Here is a 17,396-nt window from a genome sequence, read left to right as displayed (position 1 = left end):
CCGAACTCAGAAGTGAAACGCCGTAGCGCCGATGGTAGTGTGGGGTCTCCCCATGCGAGAGTAGGGAACTGCCAGGCATCAAACAAGTGAAGAGCCCATCCTGACGGATGGGCTTTTTGCGTTTCTGGATCACCGAATTTTGTAGGCCGGGTAAGGCGAAACCGCCACCCGGCAAGTCGTCAAATCGCACACCACGCCACAATAAACTTCGCAATCACATCTACATCATTTAAATCCAGCACCGGAACGTCAAGCGGCAATACAACATCACTGGCCACCGCAATCACATGCTCATCCAGCGTTAATTCGCTGAAATCATGTCCGGCATCGCTTCTGAACAGCAGGATCTTAGGCACGGCCTCATGCTTAAATCCCTCAACCAGCACCAGATCCAGCGTGGCATGATCCATCCTGCTGACCAGGTACGCCAGATTCAGTTCGGGTTCTTCAGGTGTCTCAGTCATTAATGCCCAACGTTGCTGACTGGCGACCAGCGTTTGCGCCGCTCCTGCTTTGCGTAGCTCGTAGCTGTCTTTGCCTGGCTTATCCACATCCATATCATGATGCGTATGTTTGATAAGTCCGGGGCGGATCCCGGCGGCGCACAGCGCCGGGATTAGCTTCCTGAGCAGCGTCGTTTTTCCCGTTCCGCTCCACGCGGCGATAGCCAGTAGAGGGATCATGGTTTCTTCTGCCATTTATCAAGCTCCTCAAGGGTATTCACATTCACAAACGCTTCCTTGCAGTCGCTGAAGTCAACGGCATGCCCACCTGCCTGACGCATAAAAACCATGACCCGCCGCTCGCCAGACTGTAAATAGCGCTGCAAAAATGGCTGGACTGAACGATGAACCAGCGCAATGGTGGGATGATCGCGCTCTCCATCATGCACCCATACCACCGGTGCCTGATTGCACCGGGCACGTAAGCGGGCAGCCAGCGTTTGCGGGATAAAAGGGGTATCACAGGGGCAGAACAGAAACCAGTCGCCCGCCTCCTGTTGAAAAACAGAAAGCATGCCCGCCAACGGGCCGGGAAAATCCGCCATCACATCTGAAATGACTTTCAGGCCACCCGAGCGATAAATTTCCTGATGCCGATTGGCATTCACAACCACCGTTTTCAGTTGGGATAACAGCGTATCGGCGACATGTTTCCACAGCGGTTTCCCTTTAAGCTCAAGCAAGCCTTTATCAATGCCCCCCATTCGCCTGGCCTTTCCGCCAGCCAGTACAACCCCTGTTATTGCACTATCCTGATTCACTGATATCGCCTCTTTTATTGTGGGATTGACCCTGCTAACGTGTCTGTCTCAAGAGTAAGGAGCACGACCATGAAATGTAAACGCCTGAATGAAGTTATTGAACTCCTCCAGCCAGCCTGGCAAAAAGAGCCCGACCTTAACCTGATGCAATTTTTGCAGAAACTGGCGAAAGAGTCAGGTTTTGACGGTGAACTGGCGGATTTAACCGACGACATTCTGATCTATCACCTGAAAATGCGCGACTCTGCAAAAGACGCGGTTATTCCCGGTATTCAGAAAGATTACGAGGAAGATTTCAAGACGGCGCTGTTGCGCGCTCGTGGCGTAATTAAAGAGTAAAAGCTTGTAAGCGGGGCCACCGAAGCTGTTATGAAATGATATCCTGAATCATTCGACGTATTTTCCGGATGATGGGATGAATAACAACGCTTTCAATTTCCAGACATTACACCCGGATACCATCATGGATGCGCTGTTTGAGCAGGGGATCCGGGTGGATTCTGGTCTCACCCCGCTTAATAGCTATGAAAACCGTGCCTATCAGTTCCAGGATGAAGACCGTCGGCGTTTTGTCGTTAAATTTTATCGCCCTGAGCGCTGGTCAGTTGATCAGATCCTGGAAGAGCATCAGTTTGCGATTGAGTTGCTTGAGGATGAAGTCCCGGTTGCTGCGCCGTTGGCTTTTAATGGTCAGACGCTATTATCGCATCAGGGGTTCCACTACGCGATTTTTCCAAGCGTAGGCGGTCGACAGTTCGAAGCAGACAATATCGATCAAATGGAAGCGGTGGGCCGTTATCTGGGGCGTCTGCATCAGACCGGCCGTAAGCAGCCATTTACCTGGCGACCGACCATCGGGCTGAACGAATACCTCGTCGAGCCACGTAAACTTTTCGAGCACGCCCAACTCATTCCGTCCGCACAAAAGACCGCATTTCTGAAAGCGACGGATACGCTGGTTACGGCCGTCACTGAGCGGTGGCATACAAATTTTGACAGCCTTCGTCTACATGGCGACTGCCACGCTGGAAATATCCTCTGGCGCGAGGGGCCGCTGTTTGTCGATTTAGATGATTCCCGCAACGGTCCTGCCATTCAGGATCTGTGGATGCTTCTTAATGGTGATAAAGCTGAGCAACGTATGCAGCTTGAAACGATTATTGAAGCTTATGAAGAAGTTAGTGAGTTCGAAACATCTGAAATTGAACTGATTGAACCTTTACGTGCTATGCGTTTGGTTTATTATCTTGCCTGGCTGATGCGTCGTTGGGACGATCCTGCGTTTCCTAAAAACTTCCCGTGGTTAACCGGGGAAGATTACTGGCAACGACAGACCGCGACATTTATCGAGCAGGCAAAAGTCCTGCAAGAACCCCCATTACAATTAACACCCATGTATTAATCGGAGACGTAATCATGAAAAAGATTTGGCTGGCGCTGGCTGGTATGGTTTTAGCTTTTAGCGCATCGGCAGCGCAATTCGAGGATGGTAAGCAGTATACCACCCTGGAAAAGCCCGTTGCCGGTGAACCGCAAGTGCTGGAGTTCTTCTCTTTCTATTGCCCACACTGCTACCAGTTTGAAGAAGTCCTTCATGTTTCTGAGAACGTGAAGAAAAAACTTCCTGAAGGCGTCAAAATGACCAAATACCACGTTGAGTTCCTGGGCCCGTTGGGCAAGGATCTGACGCAAGCGTGGGCCGTCGCGATGGCACTGGGCGTAGAAGATAAAGTGACTGTGCCGATGTTTGAAGGGGTACAGAAAACCCAGACCGTGCAGAGCGTTGCAGATATCCGTAAAGTGTTCGTGGATGCCGGTATTAAAGGCGAAGATTACGATGCCGCGTGGAACAGCTTTGTCGTGAAATCACTGGTTGCGCAGCAGGAAAAAGCTGCTGCCGATCTGCAACTGCAGGGCGTGCCGGCGATGTTTGTTAACGGTAAATATCAGGTGAATCCGCAGGGCATGGATACCAGCAGCATGGATATCTTTGTTCAGCAATATGCTGACACGGTGAAATATCTGGTCGGTAAGAAATAAAAGCAGCGCCGGTCAGTGACCGGCGTTTTTAGTTGTCGCTTTAATCTCTTCTATTAACACGTCTTTTTCGCTCCATAGCGTATTCAGCCATAGCTGGAAACGACGCTTAAATCCTTTATCGTTAACGTAGTCGCCGTGCAGTTCTTCCTGAATGGGTTGCATGTCCACGCGAACCACTATGCGCGTTAGTTTCCCGCTCAGCATATCGAAGAAGGGCGTACGGTCGTTTTCCGGATAGCACAGCGTAACATTAAGTAATTTATCGAACTGCGAACCTAACACATTCAGCGCCATCGCAATGCCCGCCGCCTTTGGTGGCAACAGGTGTTGATACGGCGAGCGGGTCTGCTGACGTTTTTCTTCGGTAAAGCGGGAGCCCTCGACGAAATTAACGATCGTGGTGGGATGCGCGCGGAATTTCTCGCAGGACCGACGGGTAGTCTCGACATCTTTACCGCGGCGTTCCGGGTGGCGCAGGAGATAAGCGCGCGAATAGCGCTTCATAAATGGCATATCCAGTGCCCAGCAGGCGAGGCCGATAAAAGGTACCCAGGCCAACTGTTGCTTAAGGAAGTACTTGTTCATAGGAATGTGCTTGCGAAAGAGTACGCACAGTACCACGATGTCCGCCCAGCTGTGATGATTACACACCAGCAGATACCAGTTTTTCTTGCTCAGTCCTTCCAGGCCCTGCACATCCCATTTCAGCCATGGATTGAGATGCAACAGCAGGGCGAGGCCTTCACACCAGCAATACATCATGAAATTACAAAACAGAGATACCTTGCGCCAGACGAACGGAACGGGCAGCAGGAGCTTTACCAGTCCGGCCAGAATGATCGGTACGGAACACAAAATTGTGACCACAATGGTCAATGCAATGCTCAGCAACAGGGTGACTGTAGCGAGTAATCTCGCCATGATTAAATTATTCAAAGGATTAGCCATAAACAGTACGCTAAAGTCGCGCAAGGGGGCTGATTTTATCAGAAAATGACTCAAATGACGGTTCTTCGCGACAGAGAAAAACACGCCATATCTATCCACATTCAGTAATTCAATGAAAACATAAAGGGTTTATTCTGTCGTTTTTATAATTAATTGAATTTAAAGAATATTATAAATGATGGTTAACGCATCGTTTTGAAATTAATGCGATGAAAATTAATTATTCACAAAGTTATCCACAGGCGGCTTTGCGAGCGATCCAGAAGATCTGCAAAAGAATTACGACAAATGTGGTGAAAAACTCATGTTTTCATCCTGTCTGTGGCATCCTTTATCCATAATCTGATAAACAGGCACGGACATTATGGTTCAGATCCCAGAAAACCCACTTATCCTTGTAGATGGCTCCTCTTATCTCTATCGCGCATACCATGCGTTTCCGCCGCTGACCAACAGCGCAGGCGAACCGACAGGCGCGATGTACGGTGTCCTCAATATGCTGCGCAGCCTGATCATGCAATATCAGCCAACGCATGCCGCAGTGGTATTTGATGCCAAGGGTAAAACCTTCCGTGACGAATTATTCGAGCATTACAAATCGCATCGCCCGCCGATGCCGGACGATCTGCGGGCGCAGATCGAACCGCTGCATGCCATGGTGAAGGCGATGGGGCTACCGCTGCTGGCTGTATCTGGCGTGGAGGCGGACGATGTTATTGGTACCCTGGCGCGTGAGGCAGAAAAAATGGGGCGCCCGGTGCTGATCAGTACCGGCGATAAAGACATGGCCCAACTGGTCACGCCAAATATCACACTCATCAATACCATGACCAACACCATTCTTGGTCCAGATGAGGTGGTGACAAAATACGGCGTGCCGCCGGAACTGATCATCGATTTCCTGGCGCTAATGGGCGATTCCTCCGATAACATTCCGGGCGTACCGGGGGTCGGGGAAAAGACCGCGCAGGCATTGCTACAGGGGCTGGGCGGCCTGGATACTCTTTATGCTGAGTCCGATAAAATTGCCGGGTTGACGTTCCGTGGTGCGAAAACCATGGCGGGTAAACTTGAGCAAAACAAAGAGGTGGCTTACCTCTCCTATAAACTAGCGACGATCAAAACAGACGTTGAGCTGGAACTGACCTGCGAACAACTGGAAGTGCAACAACCCCAGGCCGACGAACTGGTTGGGCTGTTTAAAAAGTATGAATTCAAGCGCTGGACCGCTGATGTCGAAGCGGGCAAGTGGTTACAAGCAAAAGGGGCAAAACCGGCGGTAAAACCGCAGGAAACGATTGTCATTGATGAAGCCCCGGAAGAAGCCGCTGTCGTACTTTCTTATGATAATTACGTGACCATTCTCGATGAAGCGACGCTGGAAACGTGGATTGCGAAGCTGAAAAAAGCGCCAGTTTTTGCCTTCGATACCGAAACCGACAGTCTGGATAACATCTCCGCCAACCTGGTAGGGCTCTCATTTGCTATTGAGCCGGGAGTGGCGGCTTATGTGCCAGTGGCGCATGACTATCTGGATGCGCCGGATCAAATCTCCCGCGACCGTGCGCTGGCGATGCTCAAGCCGCTCCTGGAAGATGAAAACGCGCGTAAGGTCGGGCAAAATCTCAAGTACGATCGCGGCATTCTGGCGAATTATGGTATCGAACTGCGCGGCATCGCTTTTGATACCATGCTCGAGTCGTACATACTGAACAGCGTTGCCGGACGTCACGATATGGACAGTTTGTCCGATCGCTGGCTGAAACATAAAACCATCACTTTTGAAGAGATTGCGGGTAAAGGGAAGAACCAACTAACCTTTAATCAGATTGCGCTGGAAGAGGCGGGACGTTACGCGGCAGAAGATGCCGATGTCACCTTACAGCTGCATCTGAAAATGTGGCCAGAGCTGCAGCAGCACAAAGGGCCGCTGAACGTCTTTGAAAACATCGAAATGCCACTGGTACCGGTGTTATCTCGTGTAGAGCGTAACGGTGTGAAGATCGACCCCGCGGTGCTGCACAAGCACTCCGAGGAGATCACGCTCCGTCTGGCGGAGCTGGAACAGAAAGCCCATGAGATTGCAGGAGAAGTATTTAACCTTTCTTCAACCAAGCAGTTGCAGACGATCCTGTTCGAAAAACAGGGCATTAAGCCGCTGAAGAAAACCCCAGGCGGCGCGCCGTCAACCTCTGAAGAAGTGCTGGAAGAACTGGCGCTGGATTACCCGCTACCTAAAGTGATTCTTGAGTATCGCGGTCTGGCGAAGCTGAAATCGACCTACACCGACAAACTCCCGCTGATGATTAACCCGAAAACCGGGCGTGTGCACACCTCGTATCATCAGGCTGTGACTGCGACGGGCCGTTTGTCATCGACCGATCCGAACCTGCAAAACATTCCGGTACGTAATGAAGAAGGGCGTCGTATCCGCCAGGCATTTATCCCGCCGAAGGATTACCTGATTGTTTCTGCGGACTATTCGCAGATTGAATTGCGTATTATGGCGCACCTGTCACGCGACAAAGGGCTGCTGACGGCGTTTGCCGAAGGGAAGGACATTCACCGTGCCACCGCCGCCGAAGTGTTTGGTCTGCCGCTGGAGACCGTGACCAGCGAACAGCGTCGGAGCGCGAAAGCGATCAACTTTGGTCTGATCTACGGTATGAGTGCGTTCGGTCTGGCGCGCCAGTTGAACATTCCGCGTAAAGAAGCGCAGAAATACATGGACCTCTATTTTGAACGTTATCCCGGCGTGCTGGAGTATATGGAACGCACTCGCGCTCAGGCGAAAGAGCAGGGCTACGTTGAAACGCTGGAAGGCCGTCGTCTCTATCTGCCGGATATTAAATCCAGCAACGGCGCGCGTCGAGCGGGTGCGGAGCGTGCGGCGATTAACGCCCCGATGCAGGGAACCGCTGCCGATATTATCAAACGGGCGATGATTGCGGTCGATGGCTGGCTGGAAACGGAAAAACCGCGCGTGCGTATGATCATGCAGGTACACGATGAACTGGTGTTTGAAGTACACAAAGACGACCTGGACACGGTAGCGAAAAAGATCCATCAGTTGATGGAGAACTGCACACGCATTGATGTACCGCTGCTGGTGGAAGTTGGAAGTGGTGAAAACTGGGATCAGGCGCACTAAGTGCTCGCGAGATAACGCGCTTTTTTCGTAATTAAGCAACATAAGTGCGCGATTTTTGTGATGGGTATTGGAATTCCCTATGTAAAGAATGAAAAAAAATTACAAAAAGTGCTTTCTGAGCTGCTCAAAAAAGAGTAAAGTTATTCGCGTAGGGTACAGAGGTAAGATGTTCTATCTTTCAGACCTTTTACTTCACGTAATCGGATTTGGCTGAATATTTTAGCCGCCCCAGTCAGTTTCTGACTGGGGCGTTTTTTATGGGCGAAAGAAAGATAGGGTCGGCGTGCCAGACCGGATAAGACGCACCGCGTCGCTATCCGGCGTCGCGATGAATTACTCCCCGCCCTGATCCTCTTCCACCGGCGCCAGTTCGTTAAACCAGCTGTCCAGCTTCTGCCGTAATTTATCCACGCCCTGCTTTTTCAGCGATGAGAAGGTCTCAACCTGCACATCGCCGTTAAAGGCTAATACCGCTTCACGGACCATATTCAGTTGGGCCTTACGCGCCCCGCTCGCCAGTTTGTCCGCTTTCGTCAGCAGCACCAGAACCTGGATGTTGCTCTCGACGGCCCACTGTACCATCTGCTGGTCGAGATCTTTTAGCGGGTGGCGAATATCCATCAGCACCACCAGTCCCTGCAGGCTCTGGCGTTTTTCCAGATACTCACCCAGCGCGCGTTGCCACTTGCGCTTCATCTCTTCCGGCACTTCGGCGTAACCATAGCCGGGCAGGTCAACAAGGCGTTTGCCGTCGACCACTTCAAACAGGTTAATCAATTGAGTGCGGCCAGGCGTTTTCGAAGTACGCGCCAGGCTCTTCTGATTGGTCAGCGTGTTCAGCGCGCTGGACTTACCTGCGTTGGAACGGCCAGCAAATGCCACTTCAATCCCCGTATCGGAAGGTAAATGGCGAATATCAGGCGCGCTCATCACAAAGTGCGTCTGTTGATAATTCAGGTTAATCAAAGCGGTCGTCTCCGTCAGTCAAAGCTTTGTCGCGATTATACCTGAACAGGAGCAAAAGACTGATTTTTCGACATGGGTCTGTTGTGAGTAAAAACCCTGCATATTGTGAGACATTGCCGATTGTTCTTATACGAAATTTCAGAGTAATTGCAGAGAAAATAATTAAATAAATCAACTAAATCATACTATTAAAAGGTATGTAATATTCTGAAAATGGCTGAACTGTGCGGCCAACGACTTGTTACTTTACTCCAAAAGAGTAGAGTAACCCCCATAGCGAGGATAGCTGTACAGGAAGACGACTCAGGATGAGGGTCAGGAGCGCCAGGAGGCGAAGACACAGGATTGTCAGGATGACAGGCGTTCGGAGACGTTGGTATACGGAAACGGAAAAGACACGGAATGTTCCAGGCTGACGGAAAAACAGGGTGTGTTGATAGCCGACAGGGAATGTAGGACCCGTTCAGGGTTGTGAGTAAGGTGAAAAGGCGACAGAGCAATCTGTCGCCTTTTTTCTTTATTTCTGCTAGATTCCGGCGCAATTATATACTGAATAAAACAGCCAAAGACGAATCACTATGAAATCCACTTCTACACCACGCGGCAAAGGCCCTGCAAAGGCACGCCGTAAAACCCGTGAAGAGCTGAATCAGGAAGCTCGTGACCGCAAGCGTCAGAAAAAACACCGTGGACACGCGGCGGGTAGCCGTGCGACCGGTGGTGACGCGGCGTCAGGCGGTAAAAACAAGAACCAACAGAAAGATCCACGCATCGGCAGTAAAACCCCTATTCCATTGGGCGTGACCGAAAAAGTCACCAAACAGCACAAACCGAAGAGCGAGAAACCTATGCTTTCACCGCAGGCTGAGTTGGATTTACTGGAAACAGATGAGCGCCTGGATGCGCTGTTAGAACGTCTTGAAGCAGGCGAAACCCTGAGCGCGGAAGATCAGTCCTGGGTGGATGCCAAACTGGATCGCATCGATGAACTGATGCAGAAGCTGGGCCTCTCCTACGATGATGACGAAGAAGAAGAGGAAGATGACGAGAAGCAGGAAGATATGATGCGCCTGCTGCGTGGCGGTAACTAACGGTTTACACCGTGGGCCTGCCCGTCCTGCTTATAACCCTTCCGGTTATATGTTATCTGGTGTGGTTATTCGTTAAACTACAGCGGTTGTCGCGGCGACAGAAGTGGCTGCGCAGCCGGCTTAGTACTCGAAATGGAGTGCGGCCGGTACGCCGTACCCGCCAGAGACGCCATCGGAAGGAGTGAGCATGTCAGAACAACAAATAGACTGGGATCAGGCCCTGATCCAGAAATATAACTATTCCGGGCCGCGCTATACCTCGTACCCGACCGCGCTGGAATTTTCTGATGCGTTTGGCGAACCGGCATTTTTACAGGCTGTCGCACGCTATCCTGAGCGTCCGCTCTCGCTTTACGTCCATATCCCGTTTTGCCATAAACTCTGCTACTTCTGCGGCTGCAATAAGATTGTGACCCGTCAGCAGCATAAGGCCGATCAGTATCTGGATGCACTGGAACAGGAAATTCTGCACCGTGCGCCGCTGTTTGCCGGACGCAAGGTCAGCCAACTGCACTGGGGCGGCGGCACGCCGACTTACCTGAATAAAGCGCAAATCAGTCGCCTGATGGCGCTGCTGCGAAATCATTTCCACTTCAATGCGGATGCGGAGATTTCGATCGAAGTCGATCCCCGTGAGATTGAGCTGGATGTGCTCGATCATTTACGCGCGGAAGGCTTTAATCGTCTCAGCATGGGCGTGCAGGACTTCAACAAAGAGGTCCAGCGACTGGTTAACCGTGAGCAGGATGAGGAGTTTATTTTTGCGCTGCTCAATCACGCACGTGACATTGGCTTTACGTCGACCAATATCGATCTGATCTACGGTTTACCTAAACAGACGCCGGAAAGTTTCGCCTTTACCCTGAAGCGGGTTGCGGAATTAAGCCCCGATCGTCTGAGCGTCTTTAACTATGCGCATTTGCCGACGCTGTTTGCCGCGCAGCGCAAAATAAAAGATGCCGATCTGCCCAGCGCGCAGCAGAAGCTGGATATTTTGCAGGAAACCATCTCCTCGCTGACAGAGACCGGCTATCAGTTTATTGGTATGGACCATTTTGCCCGCCCGGATGACGAACTGGCGATTGCCCAGCGCGAAGGCGTTCTCCACCGTAATTTTCAGGGATATACCACCCAGGGTGACACCGATCTGCTGGGGATGGGCGTTTCTGCCATCAGTATGATTGGCGATTGCTATGCCCAGAACCAGAAAGAGCTGAAACTCTACTATCAGCAGGTGGATGAGCAGGGAAATGCCTTATGGCGCGGTATCGCGCTGACTCGCGATGACTGTATCCGTCGTGACGTCATCAAGTCGCTGATCTGCAACTTCCGTCTCGACATTGCCTCAGTTGAGCAGCAGTGGGATCTGAACTTCGCGGATTATTTTGCCGAAGATCTGAAGCTGTTGGCACCGCTGGCGAAAGATGGGCTGGTGGATGTGACAACGAAGGGGATTCAGGTCACGCCGAAAGGGCGTCTGCTGATTCGCAACATTTGCATGTGCTTTGATGCGTATCTGCGCCAAAAAGCGCGGATGCAGCAGTTCTCACGCGTGATATAAAAACGTTGCCCGGTGGCGCTAACGCTTACCGGGCCTACGATTGATGTTGCCTGTAAGCCAGATAAGCATAGCGCCATCCGGCACAGTGTTAGCTGAACAGCCCAATCAGCGCGGCGCACAGTACTGCGGCAACCGCAGTTTGTGGCGTATGGCTGTCGACCGCTCCGCTTGATAGCAGATTTATAATCGATTCCAGCATGTTTTGTCCCCCGTTTGCCGGGCACGATCATACTGAACTCATCGGAACAGTAAAGTGCAAAATAACGGCAATTTGCGCTCAATTATTAATCTTTACACAAACGTGTGACGTTACTCCATTCCCAGCTCTTTTAACTTACGCGTCAGGGTATTACGCCCCCATCCGAGCAAGCGTGCCGCTTCCTGTTTATGGCCCTGTGTATGGCGTAGTGCTGTGGTCAGCAACGTGCGCTCCATTTCAGGTTGTGCTTCCGACAGCAGGTTTTGATGACCGGATCGCAGCGCCCGATCCGCCCACTGCGCCAGAAGCGTGGCCCAACTGTCCGGCTGGAGATGCGACGGGCTTTCGGGCGCGGTGGCTTCGAACAGTTCAGCGGGGAGATCCTGAATTAATACCTCTTGTCCGGCCGCCATTACGGTTAACCAGCGACAGGTGTTTTCCAGTTGGCGAACGTTGCCCGGCCATGCCAGCCGCGTCAGCGCCGCTTCGGTTTCCGGGTGCAATAACTTAGCTTCTACGCCCAGTTCGCGCGCTGCAACCTGCAGGAAGTGGCGGGCCAGGCGCGGAATATCCTCCCGGCGCTCGCGCAACGGCGGCAGGTGTACGCGGATGACGTTCAGACGATGGAATAAATCCTCACGAAACTTGCCTTCCTGCACACGCAGTTCCAGGTTCTGGTGAGTCGCGGCGATGATTCGCACGTCCACCTTCACTGGCGCATAGCCGCCAACGCGATAAAACTGTCCGTCGGCTAATACGCGCAAAAGACGGGTCTGCACATCCAGCGGCATATCGCCAATCTCATCAAGAAACAGCGTGCCACCATCGGCCTGTTCGAAGCGTCCCTGACGAATGGTATTCGCTCCGGTAAATGCCCCTTTTTCATGACCAAACAGCTCGGATTCGATCAAATCTTTCGGAATCGCCGCCATGTTGAGCGCGATAAACGGCGCTTTGGCGCGTGGGCTGTGGCGGTGCAGGGCATGGGCGACCAGTTCTTTACCCGTCCCGGACTCCCCGTTAATCAACACGCTGATGGAGGAACGCGAGAGCCGCCCGATAATACGAAACACATCCTGCATGGCTGGCGCTTCGCCGATAATGTCCGTTGTCGGCCCATTGATCTGAATATTGCGCGGCTGCTGCTGTTCCTGATAATGGCTGATGGCGCGTTCAACCAGCGCTACCGCTTCATCGATATCAAAGGGTTTCGGCAGATAATCAAACGCCCCTTGCTGATAGGCGCTGACGGCAGCATCCAGATCGGAATGCGCAGTCATTATGATGACCGGAAGCATTGGATGACGCTGTTTAATCTGTTTTAACAGCGCCAGCCCGTCCATTCCAGGCATGCGAATGTCGGACAACAGCACGTCCGGCGTTTTGCTCGCCAGCGCACCCAGCACGTCGTTACCGTTTTCAAAGGTCGTACAACTCAGACCCGCCCCGGCGAGAGCACGTTCAAGCACCCAACGGATGGAACTATCGTCATCGACTACCCAGACTATCCCTCGTTGCATAAGCACCTCTATTTCCGAATCGGCAGATAAACCGAGAACTCGGTATGGCCTGGCCAACTGGTAAATTCAATTTTGCCGGAATGCTGATCGATCAAATTACGGGCGATGGATAATCCCAGCCCGGTGCCGCCTTCGCGACCGCTGACCATGGGGTAAAACAGCGTATCCTGTAAGTGGGAAGGAATCCCCGGCCCGTTATCTTCGACGTCGATACGCGCCGCCAGGCGATAGCGCTCGCCGTGCAGCGTGAGCTGGAACGCGGTACGGGTACGTAGCACAATCTCCCCACCGTCTGACCCCAGAGCCTGCAATGCATTACGGACAATATTCAACAACACCTGCTCGATCTGTTCCGGGTCGTGCGGCAATTCCGGTAGGCTGGGATCGTAATCGCGGACCAGCGTGACGTTGGCCGGTAATTCCATAGAAACCAGCGCCACCACGCGCTCTGCCACCTTATGAATACTTTCCGTGACATGCGTTCCCGGCATCTGCGGGCCCAACAGCCTGTCGACCAGATTACGCAGTCGATCAGCCTGTTCAATAATGACTTTGGTGTATTCCAGCAGCGCCGGGTCGGGCAGGGCTTTACTTAATAGCTGTGCAGCGCCGCGTAAGCCACCGAGCGGGTTTTTAATCTCGTGTGCCAGTCCTCGCACCAGATCGCGCGCAGCGACCTGCTGAGCGTGCTGTAGCTGCTCCTGGCTCAGGCGGCGCTGATTATCCATCGGCGCCATTTCGAGCAGGATCTGGCCGTCTGGCAAACGCTGCGCGGTGAGCGACAGAATGTGTGAACGCCCATCAATCACCAACGTGACCTCATTGTCGGTAAACCCTTGTCCCGCCTCTAAGCTTTCACGCATCAGTTCGATATTCAAAGAAAAATAGCTCAGGAGTTCAGGAAGCGGCGTACCAAACAGTTTGCGGGAGCTTTGGGCGAGTAACTGCTGCGCGGCCGGGTTGGCGTAATGCACCGCCAGCTCATCGTCGACCAGTAAGATGCTGTTGATTAAAGAATTGAGGATCTGCCCAGCATCGGGCAGCGTGCCTGTTGCCATACAGCAGTCTCCTGAAAAATTTGCACCAATTTAGTGCATTATAGCTTTTTATGTAGAAAAAGCGCGAAGGATCAGATTGTTGACGGTGAAAAAAGCCCATCGTGAGATGGGCTAAAAGTTTCCACGGCAACTAAAAAACACCTAACGCCTTTCACGCCGCTGCTGCGTTGGCTACCTTCGCTCACCCCAGTCACATCGTTATCTCTGCTCCTGGGGATTCGCTCCGTTGCCGCCTTGCCGCAACGCGAAATTCGTCGGGCTTTTAAGATACAGTTAAACGCTGTAGTACAGCTCAAACTCTACCGGGTGCGGCGTCATGCGTACGCGGTCGTTTTCTTCAATACGCAGCGCGATGTAAGCATCGATAGCTTCATCAGTGAACACGCCGCCTGCTTTCAGGAACTCGCGATCCAGGTTCAGCTCGTTCAGTGCTTCTTCCAGAGAACCTGCAACCTGTGGGATCTCTTTCGCTTCTTCCGGCGGCAGGTCGTACAGGTTTTTGTCCATGGCTTCTCCAGGGTGGATCTTGTTCTTAATGCCGTCAAGACCGGCCATCAGCAGGGCTGCAAAGCACAGGTACGGGTTCGCTGCCGGATCCGGGAAACGGACTTCGATACGACGTGCTTTTGGAGACGCGACCACTGGAATACGGATTGAGGCAGAACGGTTACGGGCAGAGTAAGCCAGCATAACCGGTGCTTCGTAGCCCGGGACCAGACGCTTGTATGAGTTGGTGGTCGGGTTCGCAAGGGCGTTAATCGCTTTAGCGTGTTTGATTACGCCGCCGATGTAGTACAGCGCTTGCTCAGACAGGCCCGCATATTTGTCGCCAGAGAACAGGTTGGTACCGTTCTTAGACAGGGACATGTGGCAGTGCATACCGGAACCGTTATCGCCGAACATCGGTTTTGGCATAAAGGTCGCGGTTTTGCCGAAGCGGTGAGCGACGTTGTGTACCACATATTTGTAGATCTGAATTTCGTCCGCTTTTTTGGTCATGGTGTTGAAGCGGGTTGCCACTTCGTTCTGACCCGCAGTGGCCACTTCATGGTGGTGAGCTTCAACGACCAGGCCCATTTGCTCCATCACCAGACACATTTCAGAACGGATGTCCTGAGCAGAGTCTACTGGTGGAACCGGGAAGTAGCCGCCTTTTACTGCCGGACGGTGACCTTTGTTACCACCTTCGTACTGGGTGGAGGAGTTCCAGGCGCCTTCGATGTCATCGATAGCCACGTGAGAACCGGAGATTGACGCGCCGAAACGGATGTCGTCAAACAGGAAGAATTCTGGTTCTGGCCCAAACAGAACGGTATCCGCGATGCCGGTGGAGCGCAGGTATTCTTCAGCACGCTTGGCGATAGAGCGCGGGTCGCGGTCATAGCCTTGCAGGGTGCCAGGTTCCAGGATGTCACAACGGATGATCAGCGTAGAATCCGCGAAGAACGGGTCGATGACTGCGGTAGAAGCATCCGGCATCAGCACCATGTCGGATTCGTTGATGCCTTTCCAGCCACCAATCGAAGAGCCGTCAAACATTTTGCCTTCTTCGAAGAATTCGGCATTTACCTGATGAGCAGGAATCGTGACGTGCTGTTCTTTACCTTTGGTATCAGTGAAGCGCAAATCAACAAACTTCACTTCGTGCTCATTCAGCATCGTCAAAACGTGTTCAGCGGACATACTTAACTCTCCAGATTGGTCATAGTCGTCGTGGTAACGAGGTGTTCAATTCTTTAATCATTGGCCGTGTCGCCGTAAAAAAGATAAAGCGAAATCTGTGCCAACTTTTAAATTGCCCCTAAAAGGCGTTATCATGCGCACCATCGTGCAAAAGGGTTGCACCATGCCGTGTATGTTGCACCAGTATAGTGCTTTAATGTGAACATTAAGCACCATATTGGTGCAATGGACCGTGCGTAACCCTTTTAACGCTCCGTGAAAGCGATCACAAAGAAACTCTGCAATACTTGTTTGCGGAGGATGTTTGTGATCCTGTTTTGTAGTGCGATTAATCCGTGTACAATAACGCGCTATTTCTAATGCCTGAGGCAAAGTTGTGATCGAAAATTTGCGTAACATCGCCATCATCGCGCACGTCGACCATGGTAAAACTACCCTGGTTGATAAGCTGCTGCAGCAATCCGGTACGTTCGACTCTCGTGCCGAAACTCAAGAGCGTGTGATGGACTCCAACGATTTGGAGAAAGAGCGTGGGATTACCATCCTCGCGAAAAACACCGCTATCAAATGGAATGATTATCGTATCAACATCGTTGATACCCCTGGGCACGCAGACTTCGGTGGTGAAGTTGAACGTGTCATGTCCATGGTTGACTCTGTGCTGCTGGTGGTTGACGCATTTGACGGCCCGATGCCGCAGACGCGCTTCGTGACCAAAAAAGCCTTTGCGCATGGCCTGAAGCCGATCGTGGTCATCAACAAAGTTGACCGTCCTGGCGCGCGTCCGGACTGGGTTGTCGATCAGGTATTTGACCTGTTTGTGAACCTTGACGCGACCGACGAACAGCTGGATTTCCCGATCATCTACGCTTCTGCGCTGAACGGTATTGCTGGTCTGGATCACGAAGATATGGCGGAAGACATGACCCCGCTGTATCAGGCGATTGTCGACCACGTCCCTGCGCCGGACGTTGACCTTGATGGTCCGTTCCAGATGCAGATCTCTCAGCTGGACTACAACAACTACGTTGGCGTTATCGGTATCGGCCGCATCAAACGCGGTAAAGTGAAGCCGAACCAGCAGATTACTATCGTGGATAGCGAAGGCAAAACCCGCAACGGTAAAGTCGGTAAAGTGCTGACTCACCTGGGTCTGGAGCGTATCGATAGCGATCTGGCAGAAGCGGGCGATATCATCGCGATCACCGGTCTGGGCGAGCTGAACATCTCTGACACCATCTGCGATCCGCAGAATGTGGAAGCGCTGCCGGCACTGTCTGTTGATGAACCGACCGTCACCATGTTCTTCAACGTCAACACCTCTCCGTTCTGTGGCAAAGAAGGTAAATACGTTACCTCTCGTCAGATCCTTGACCGCCTGAACAAAGAGCTGGTGCACAACGTTGCACTGCGTGTTGAAGAAACTGAAGATGCGGACGCGTTCCGTGTATCCGGTCGTGGTGAGCTGCACCTGTCTGTTCTGATCGAAAACATGCGTCGTGAAGGTTTCGAAATGGCGGTTTCCCGTCCGAAAGTTATCTTCCGCGAAATCGATGGCCGTAAACAAGAGCCGTTCGAGAACGTGACGCTGGACGTTGAAGAGCAGCACCAGGGGTCTGTCATGCAGGCACTGGGCGAGCGTAAAGGCGACCTGAAAAACATGAATCCAGATGGCAAAGGCCGCGTACGTCTCGACTACGTGATCCCAAGCCGTGGTCTGATCGGCTTCCGTTCAGAATTCATGACCATGACCTCCGGTACCGGTCTGCTGTACTCCACCTTCAGCCACTACGACGACGTACGTCCGGGTGAAGTGGGTCAGCGCCAGAACGGCGTACTGATCTCCAACGGTCAGGGTAAAGCGGTTGCGTTTGCACTGTTCAGCCTGCAGGACCGCGGAGATCGGAAGAGCGTC

The 17,396-nt window shown here is 52.3% G+C and carries 15 protein-coding genes, 1 rRNA gene and 1 pseudogene; 9 read left to right on the top strand and 8 right to left on the bottom strand.

Annotated features, from left to right (window positions below; all coding sequences use genetic code 11):
* A 5S ribosomal RNA gene (rrf, locus tag AB7E14_RS07665) occupies window positions 1-77 on the top strand; the annotation flags it as partial.
* 102 nt (window positions 78-179) lie between these two features.
* On the opposite strand, the gene mobB is transcribed toward rrf, so the two are convergent.
* Window positions 180-683 (bottom strand): molybdopterin-guanine dinucleotide biosynthesis protein MobB, encoded by a 504-nt coding sequence (gene mobB, locus AB7E14_RS07660; protein ID WP_046401649.1) that lies wholly within the window; start codon window positions 681-683, stop codon window positions 180-182.
* Window positions 680-1,264 carry a molybdenum cofactor guanylyltransferase MobA gene (mobA, locus tag AB7E14_RS07655; protein WP_316962788.1) on the bottom strand — a complete coding sequence of 195 codons (585 nt, stop codon included), beginning with the start codon at window positions 1,262-1,264 and terminating at the stop codon, window positions 680-682. Before mobA ends, mobB begins: the two co-directional genes overlap by 4 nt.
* 69 nt (window positions 1,265-1,333) lie before the next feature.
* On the opposite strand from mobA, the gene AB7E14_RS07650 reads away from it, so the two are divergent.
* The 3 genes from AB7E14_RS07650 (at window position 1,334) to dsbA (ending at window position 3,304) form a co-directional block, all read left to right on the top strand.
* Window positions 1,334-1,603 (top strand): YihD family protein, encoded by a 270-nt coding sequence (locus AB7E14_RS07650; RefSeq protein WP_042325406.1) that lies wholly within the window; start codon window positions 1,334-1,336, stop codon window positions 1,601-1,603.
* Window positions 1,604-1,679: 76 nt separating this feature from the next.
* A complete protein-coding gene (locus AB7E14_RS07645) occupies window positions 1,680-2,666 on the top strand; it encodes a serine/threonine protein kinase (RefSeq protein ID WP_316962787.1) in 987 nt (328 codons plus the stop codon).
* A 14-nt stretch (window positions 2,667-2,680) separates the two neighbouring features.
* A complete protein-coding gene (gene dsbA / locus AB7E14_RS07640) occupies window positions 2,681-3,304 on the top strand; it encodes a thiol:disulfide interchange protein DsbA (protein ID WP_042325410.1) in 624 nt (207 codons plus the stop codon).
* Between the two features lie 12 nt (window positions 3,305-3,316).
* On the opposite strand, the gene AB7E14_RS07635 is transcribed toward dsbA, so the two are convergent.
* Window positions 3,317-4,252: an acyltransferase gene (locus AB7E14_RS07635; protein ID WP_043001789.1), complete on the bottom strand. Its 936-nt coding sequence runs from the start codon at window positions 4,250-4,252 to the stop codon at window positions 3,317-3,319.
* Between the two features lie 364 nt (window positions 4,253-4,616).
* Here AB7E14_RS07635 and polA point away from each other — a divergent pair, with 364 nt between their 5' ends.
* On the top strand, window positions 4,617-7,403 hold the full coding sequence (gene polA, locus AB7E14_RS07630) for a DNA polymerase I (protein WP_316962786.1): 2,787 nt from the start codon (window positions 4,617-4,619) through the stop codon (window positions 7,401-7,403).
* Window positions 7,404-7,736: 333 nt separating this feature from the next.
* Here polA and yihA read toward each other — a convergent pair whose 3' ends face one another.
* Complete coding sequence (gene yihA / locus AB7E14_RS07625; protein ID WP_042998843.1) at window positions 7,737-8,369, bottom strand: ribosome biogenesis GTP-binding protein YihA/YsxC; 633 nt, start codon at window positions 8,367-8,369, stop codon at window positions 7,737-7,739.
* A gap of 213 nt (window positions 8,370-8,582) precedes the next feature.
* Here yihA and AB7E14_RS07620 point away from each other — a divergent pair.
* The 3 genes and pseudogenes from AB7E14_RS07620 to hemN all read left to right on the top strand — a co-directional run bounded on the left by AB7E14_RS07620 (window position 8,583) and on the right by hemN (window position 11,021).
* Window positions 8,583-8,844: pseudogene (locus AB7E14_RS07620) on the top strand (hypothetical protein).
* Between the two features lie 103 nt (window positions 8,845-8,947).
* Window positions 8,948-9,460, top strand: a complete 513-nt coding sequence (gene yihI / locus AB7E14_RS07615; protein ID WP_058587304.1) for a Der GTPase-activating protein YihI — start codon at window positions 8,948-8,950, stop codon at window positions 9,458-9,460.
* Window positions 9,461-9,647: 187 nt separating this feature from the next.
* On the top strand, window positions 9,648-11,021 hold the full coding sequence (hemN, locus tag AB7E14_RS07610; protein ID WP_044328674.1) for an oxygen-independent coproporphyrinogen III oxidase: 1,374 nt from the start codon (window positions 9,648-9,650) through the stop codon (window positions 11,019-11,021).
* 88 nt (window positions 11,022-11,109) lie between these two features.
* Here the strand turns inward: hemN and AB7E14_RS07605 are convergent, their stop codons facing one another.
* The 4 genes from AB7E14_RS07605 to glnA all read right to left on the bottom strand — a co-directional run bounded on the left by AB7E14_RS07605 (window position 11,110) and on the right by glnA (window position 15,481).
* Window positions 11,110-11,220, bottom strand: a complete 111-nt coding sequence (locus AB7E14_RS07605; RefSeq protein ID WP_086512771.1) for a YshB family small membrane protein — start codon at window positions 11,218-11,220, stop codon at window positions 11,110-11,112.
* A gap of 110 nt (window positions 11,221-11,330) precedes the next feature.
* The gene (glnG, locus tag AB7E14_RS07600; protein ID WP_042998847.1) at window positions 11,331-12,740 is read right to left on the bottom strand and encodes a nitrogen regulation protein NR(I); all 1,410 of its coding nucleotides are present in this window, start codon (window positions 12,738-12,740) and stop codon (window positions 11,331-11,333) included.
* A gap of 8 nt (window positions 12,741-12,748) precedes the next feature.
* A complete protein-coding gene (gene glnL, locus AB7E14_RS07595) occupies window positions 12,749-13,798 on the bottom strand; it encodes a nitrogen regulation protein NR(II) (RefSeq protein ID WP_044257151.1) in 1,050 nt (349 codons plus the stop codon).
* Between the two features lie 273 nt (window positions 13,799-14,071).
* Window positions 14,072-15,481, bottom strand: coding sequence for a glutamate--ammonia ligase (gene glnA / locus AB7E14_RS07590; RefSeq protein WP_042325425.1), 1,410 nt, complete (start codon window positions 15,479-15,481; stop codon window positions 14,072-14,074).
* Between the two features lie 376 nt (window positions 15,482-15,857).
* Between glnA and typA the strand changes: the two genes are divergently transcribed.
* Window positions 15,858-17,396, top strand: a 1,539-nt coding sequence (gene typA, locus AB7E14_RS07585; protein WP_428169440.1) for a translational GTPase TypA, incomplete at its 3' end; no start/stop codon positions are given.

It is taken from the genome of Citrobacter sp. (genome assembly GCF_050252275.1).
GTDB classification, from domain to species: Bacteria; Pseudomonadota; Gammaproteobacteria; order Enterobacterales; family Enterobacteriaceae; genus Citrobacter_A; species Citrobacter_A amalonaticus.
Note: the sequence above shows the minus strand (reverse complement) of the source record. Positions and strands in the feature narration are given on the sequence as shown.

Excerpts from the sequence above, each read along its gene's own strand:
- mobB (WP_046401649.1), bottom strand. The coding sequence starts at position 683 with ATGATCCCTCTACTGGCTATCGCCGCGTGGAGCGGAACGGGAAAAACG.
- AB7E14_RS07650 (WP_042325406.1), top strand. The coding sequence starts at position 1,334 with ATGAAATGTAAACGCCTGAATGAAGTTATTGAACTCCTCCAGCCAGCC.
- AB7E14_RS07645 (WP_316962787.1), top strand. The coding sequence starts at position 1,680 with ATGAATAACAACGCTTTCAATTTCCAGACATTACACCCGGATACCATC.
- dsbA (WP_042325410.1), top strand. The coding sequence starts at position 2,681 with ATGAAAAAGATTTGGCTGGCGCTGGCTGGTATGGTTTTAGCTTTTAGC.
- AB7E14_RS07635 (WP_043001789.1), bottom strand. The coding sequence starts at position 4,252 with ATGGCTAATCCTTTGAATAATTTAATCATGGCGAGATTACTCGCTACA.
- polA (WP_316962786.1), top strand. The coding sequence starts at position 4,617 with ATGGTTCAGATCCCAGAAAACCCACTTATCCTTGTAGATGGCTCCTCT.
- yihI (WP_058587304.1), top strand. The coding sequence starts at position 8,948 with ATGAAATCCACTTCTACACCACGCGGCAAAGGCCCTGCAAAGGCACGC.
- hemN (WP_044328674.1), top strand. The coding sequence starts at position 9,648 with ATGTCAGAACAACAAATAGACTGGGATCAGGCCCTGATCCAGAAATAT.
- AB7E14_RS07605 (WP_086512771.1), bottom strand. The coding sequence starts at position 11,220 with ATGCTGGAATCGATTATAAATCTGCTATCAAGCGGAGCGGTCGACAGC.
- glnG (WP_042998847.1), bottom strand. The coding sequence starts at position 12,740 with ATGCAACGAGGGATAGTCTGGGTAGTCGATGACGATAGTTCCATCCGT.
- glnL (WP_044257151.1), bottom strand. The coding sequence starts at position 13,798 with ATGGCAACAGGCACGCTGCCCGATGCTGGGCAGATCCTCAATTCTTTA.
- glnA (WP_042325425.1), bottom strand. The coding sequence starts at position 15,481 with ATGTCCGCTGAACACGTTTTGACGATGCTGAATGAGCACGAAGTGAAG.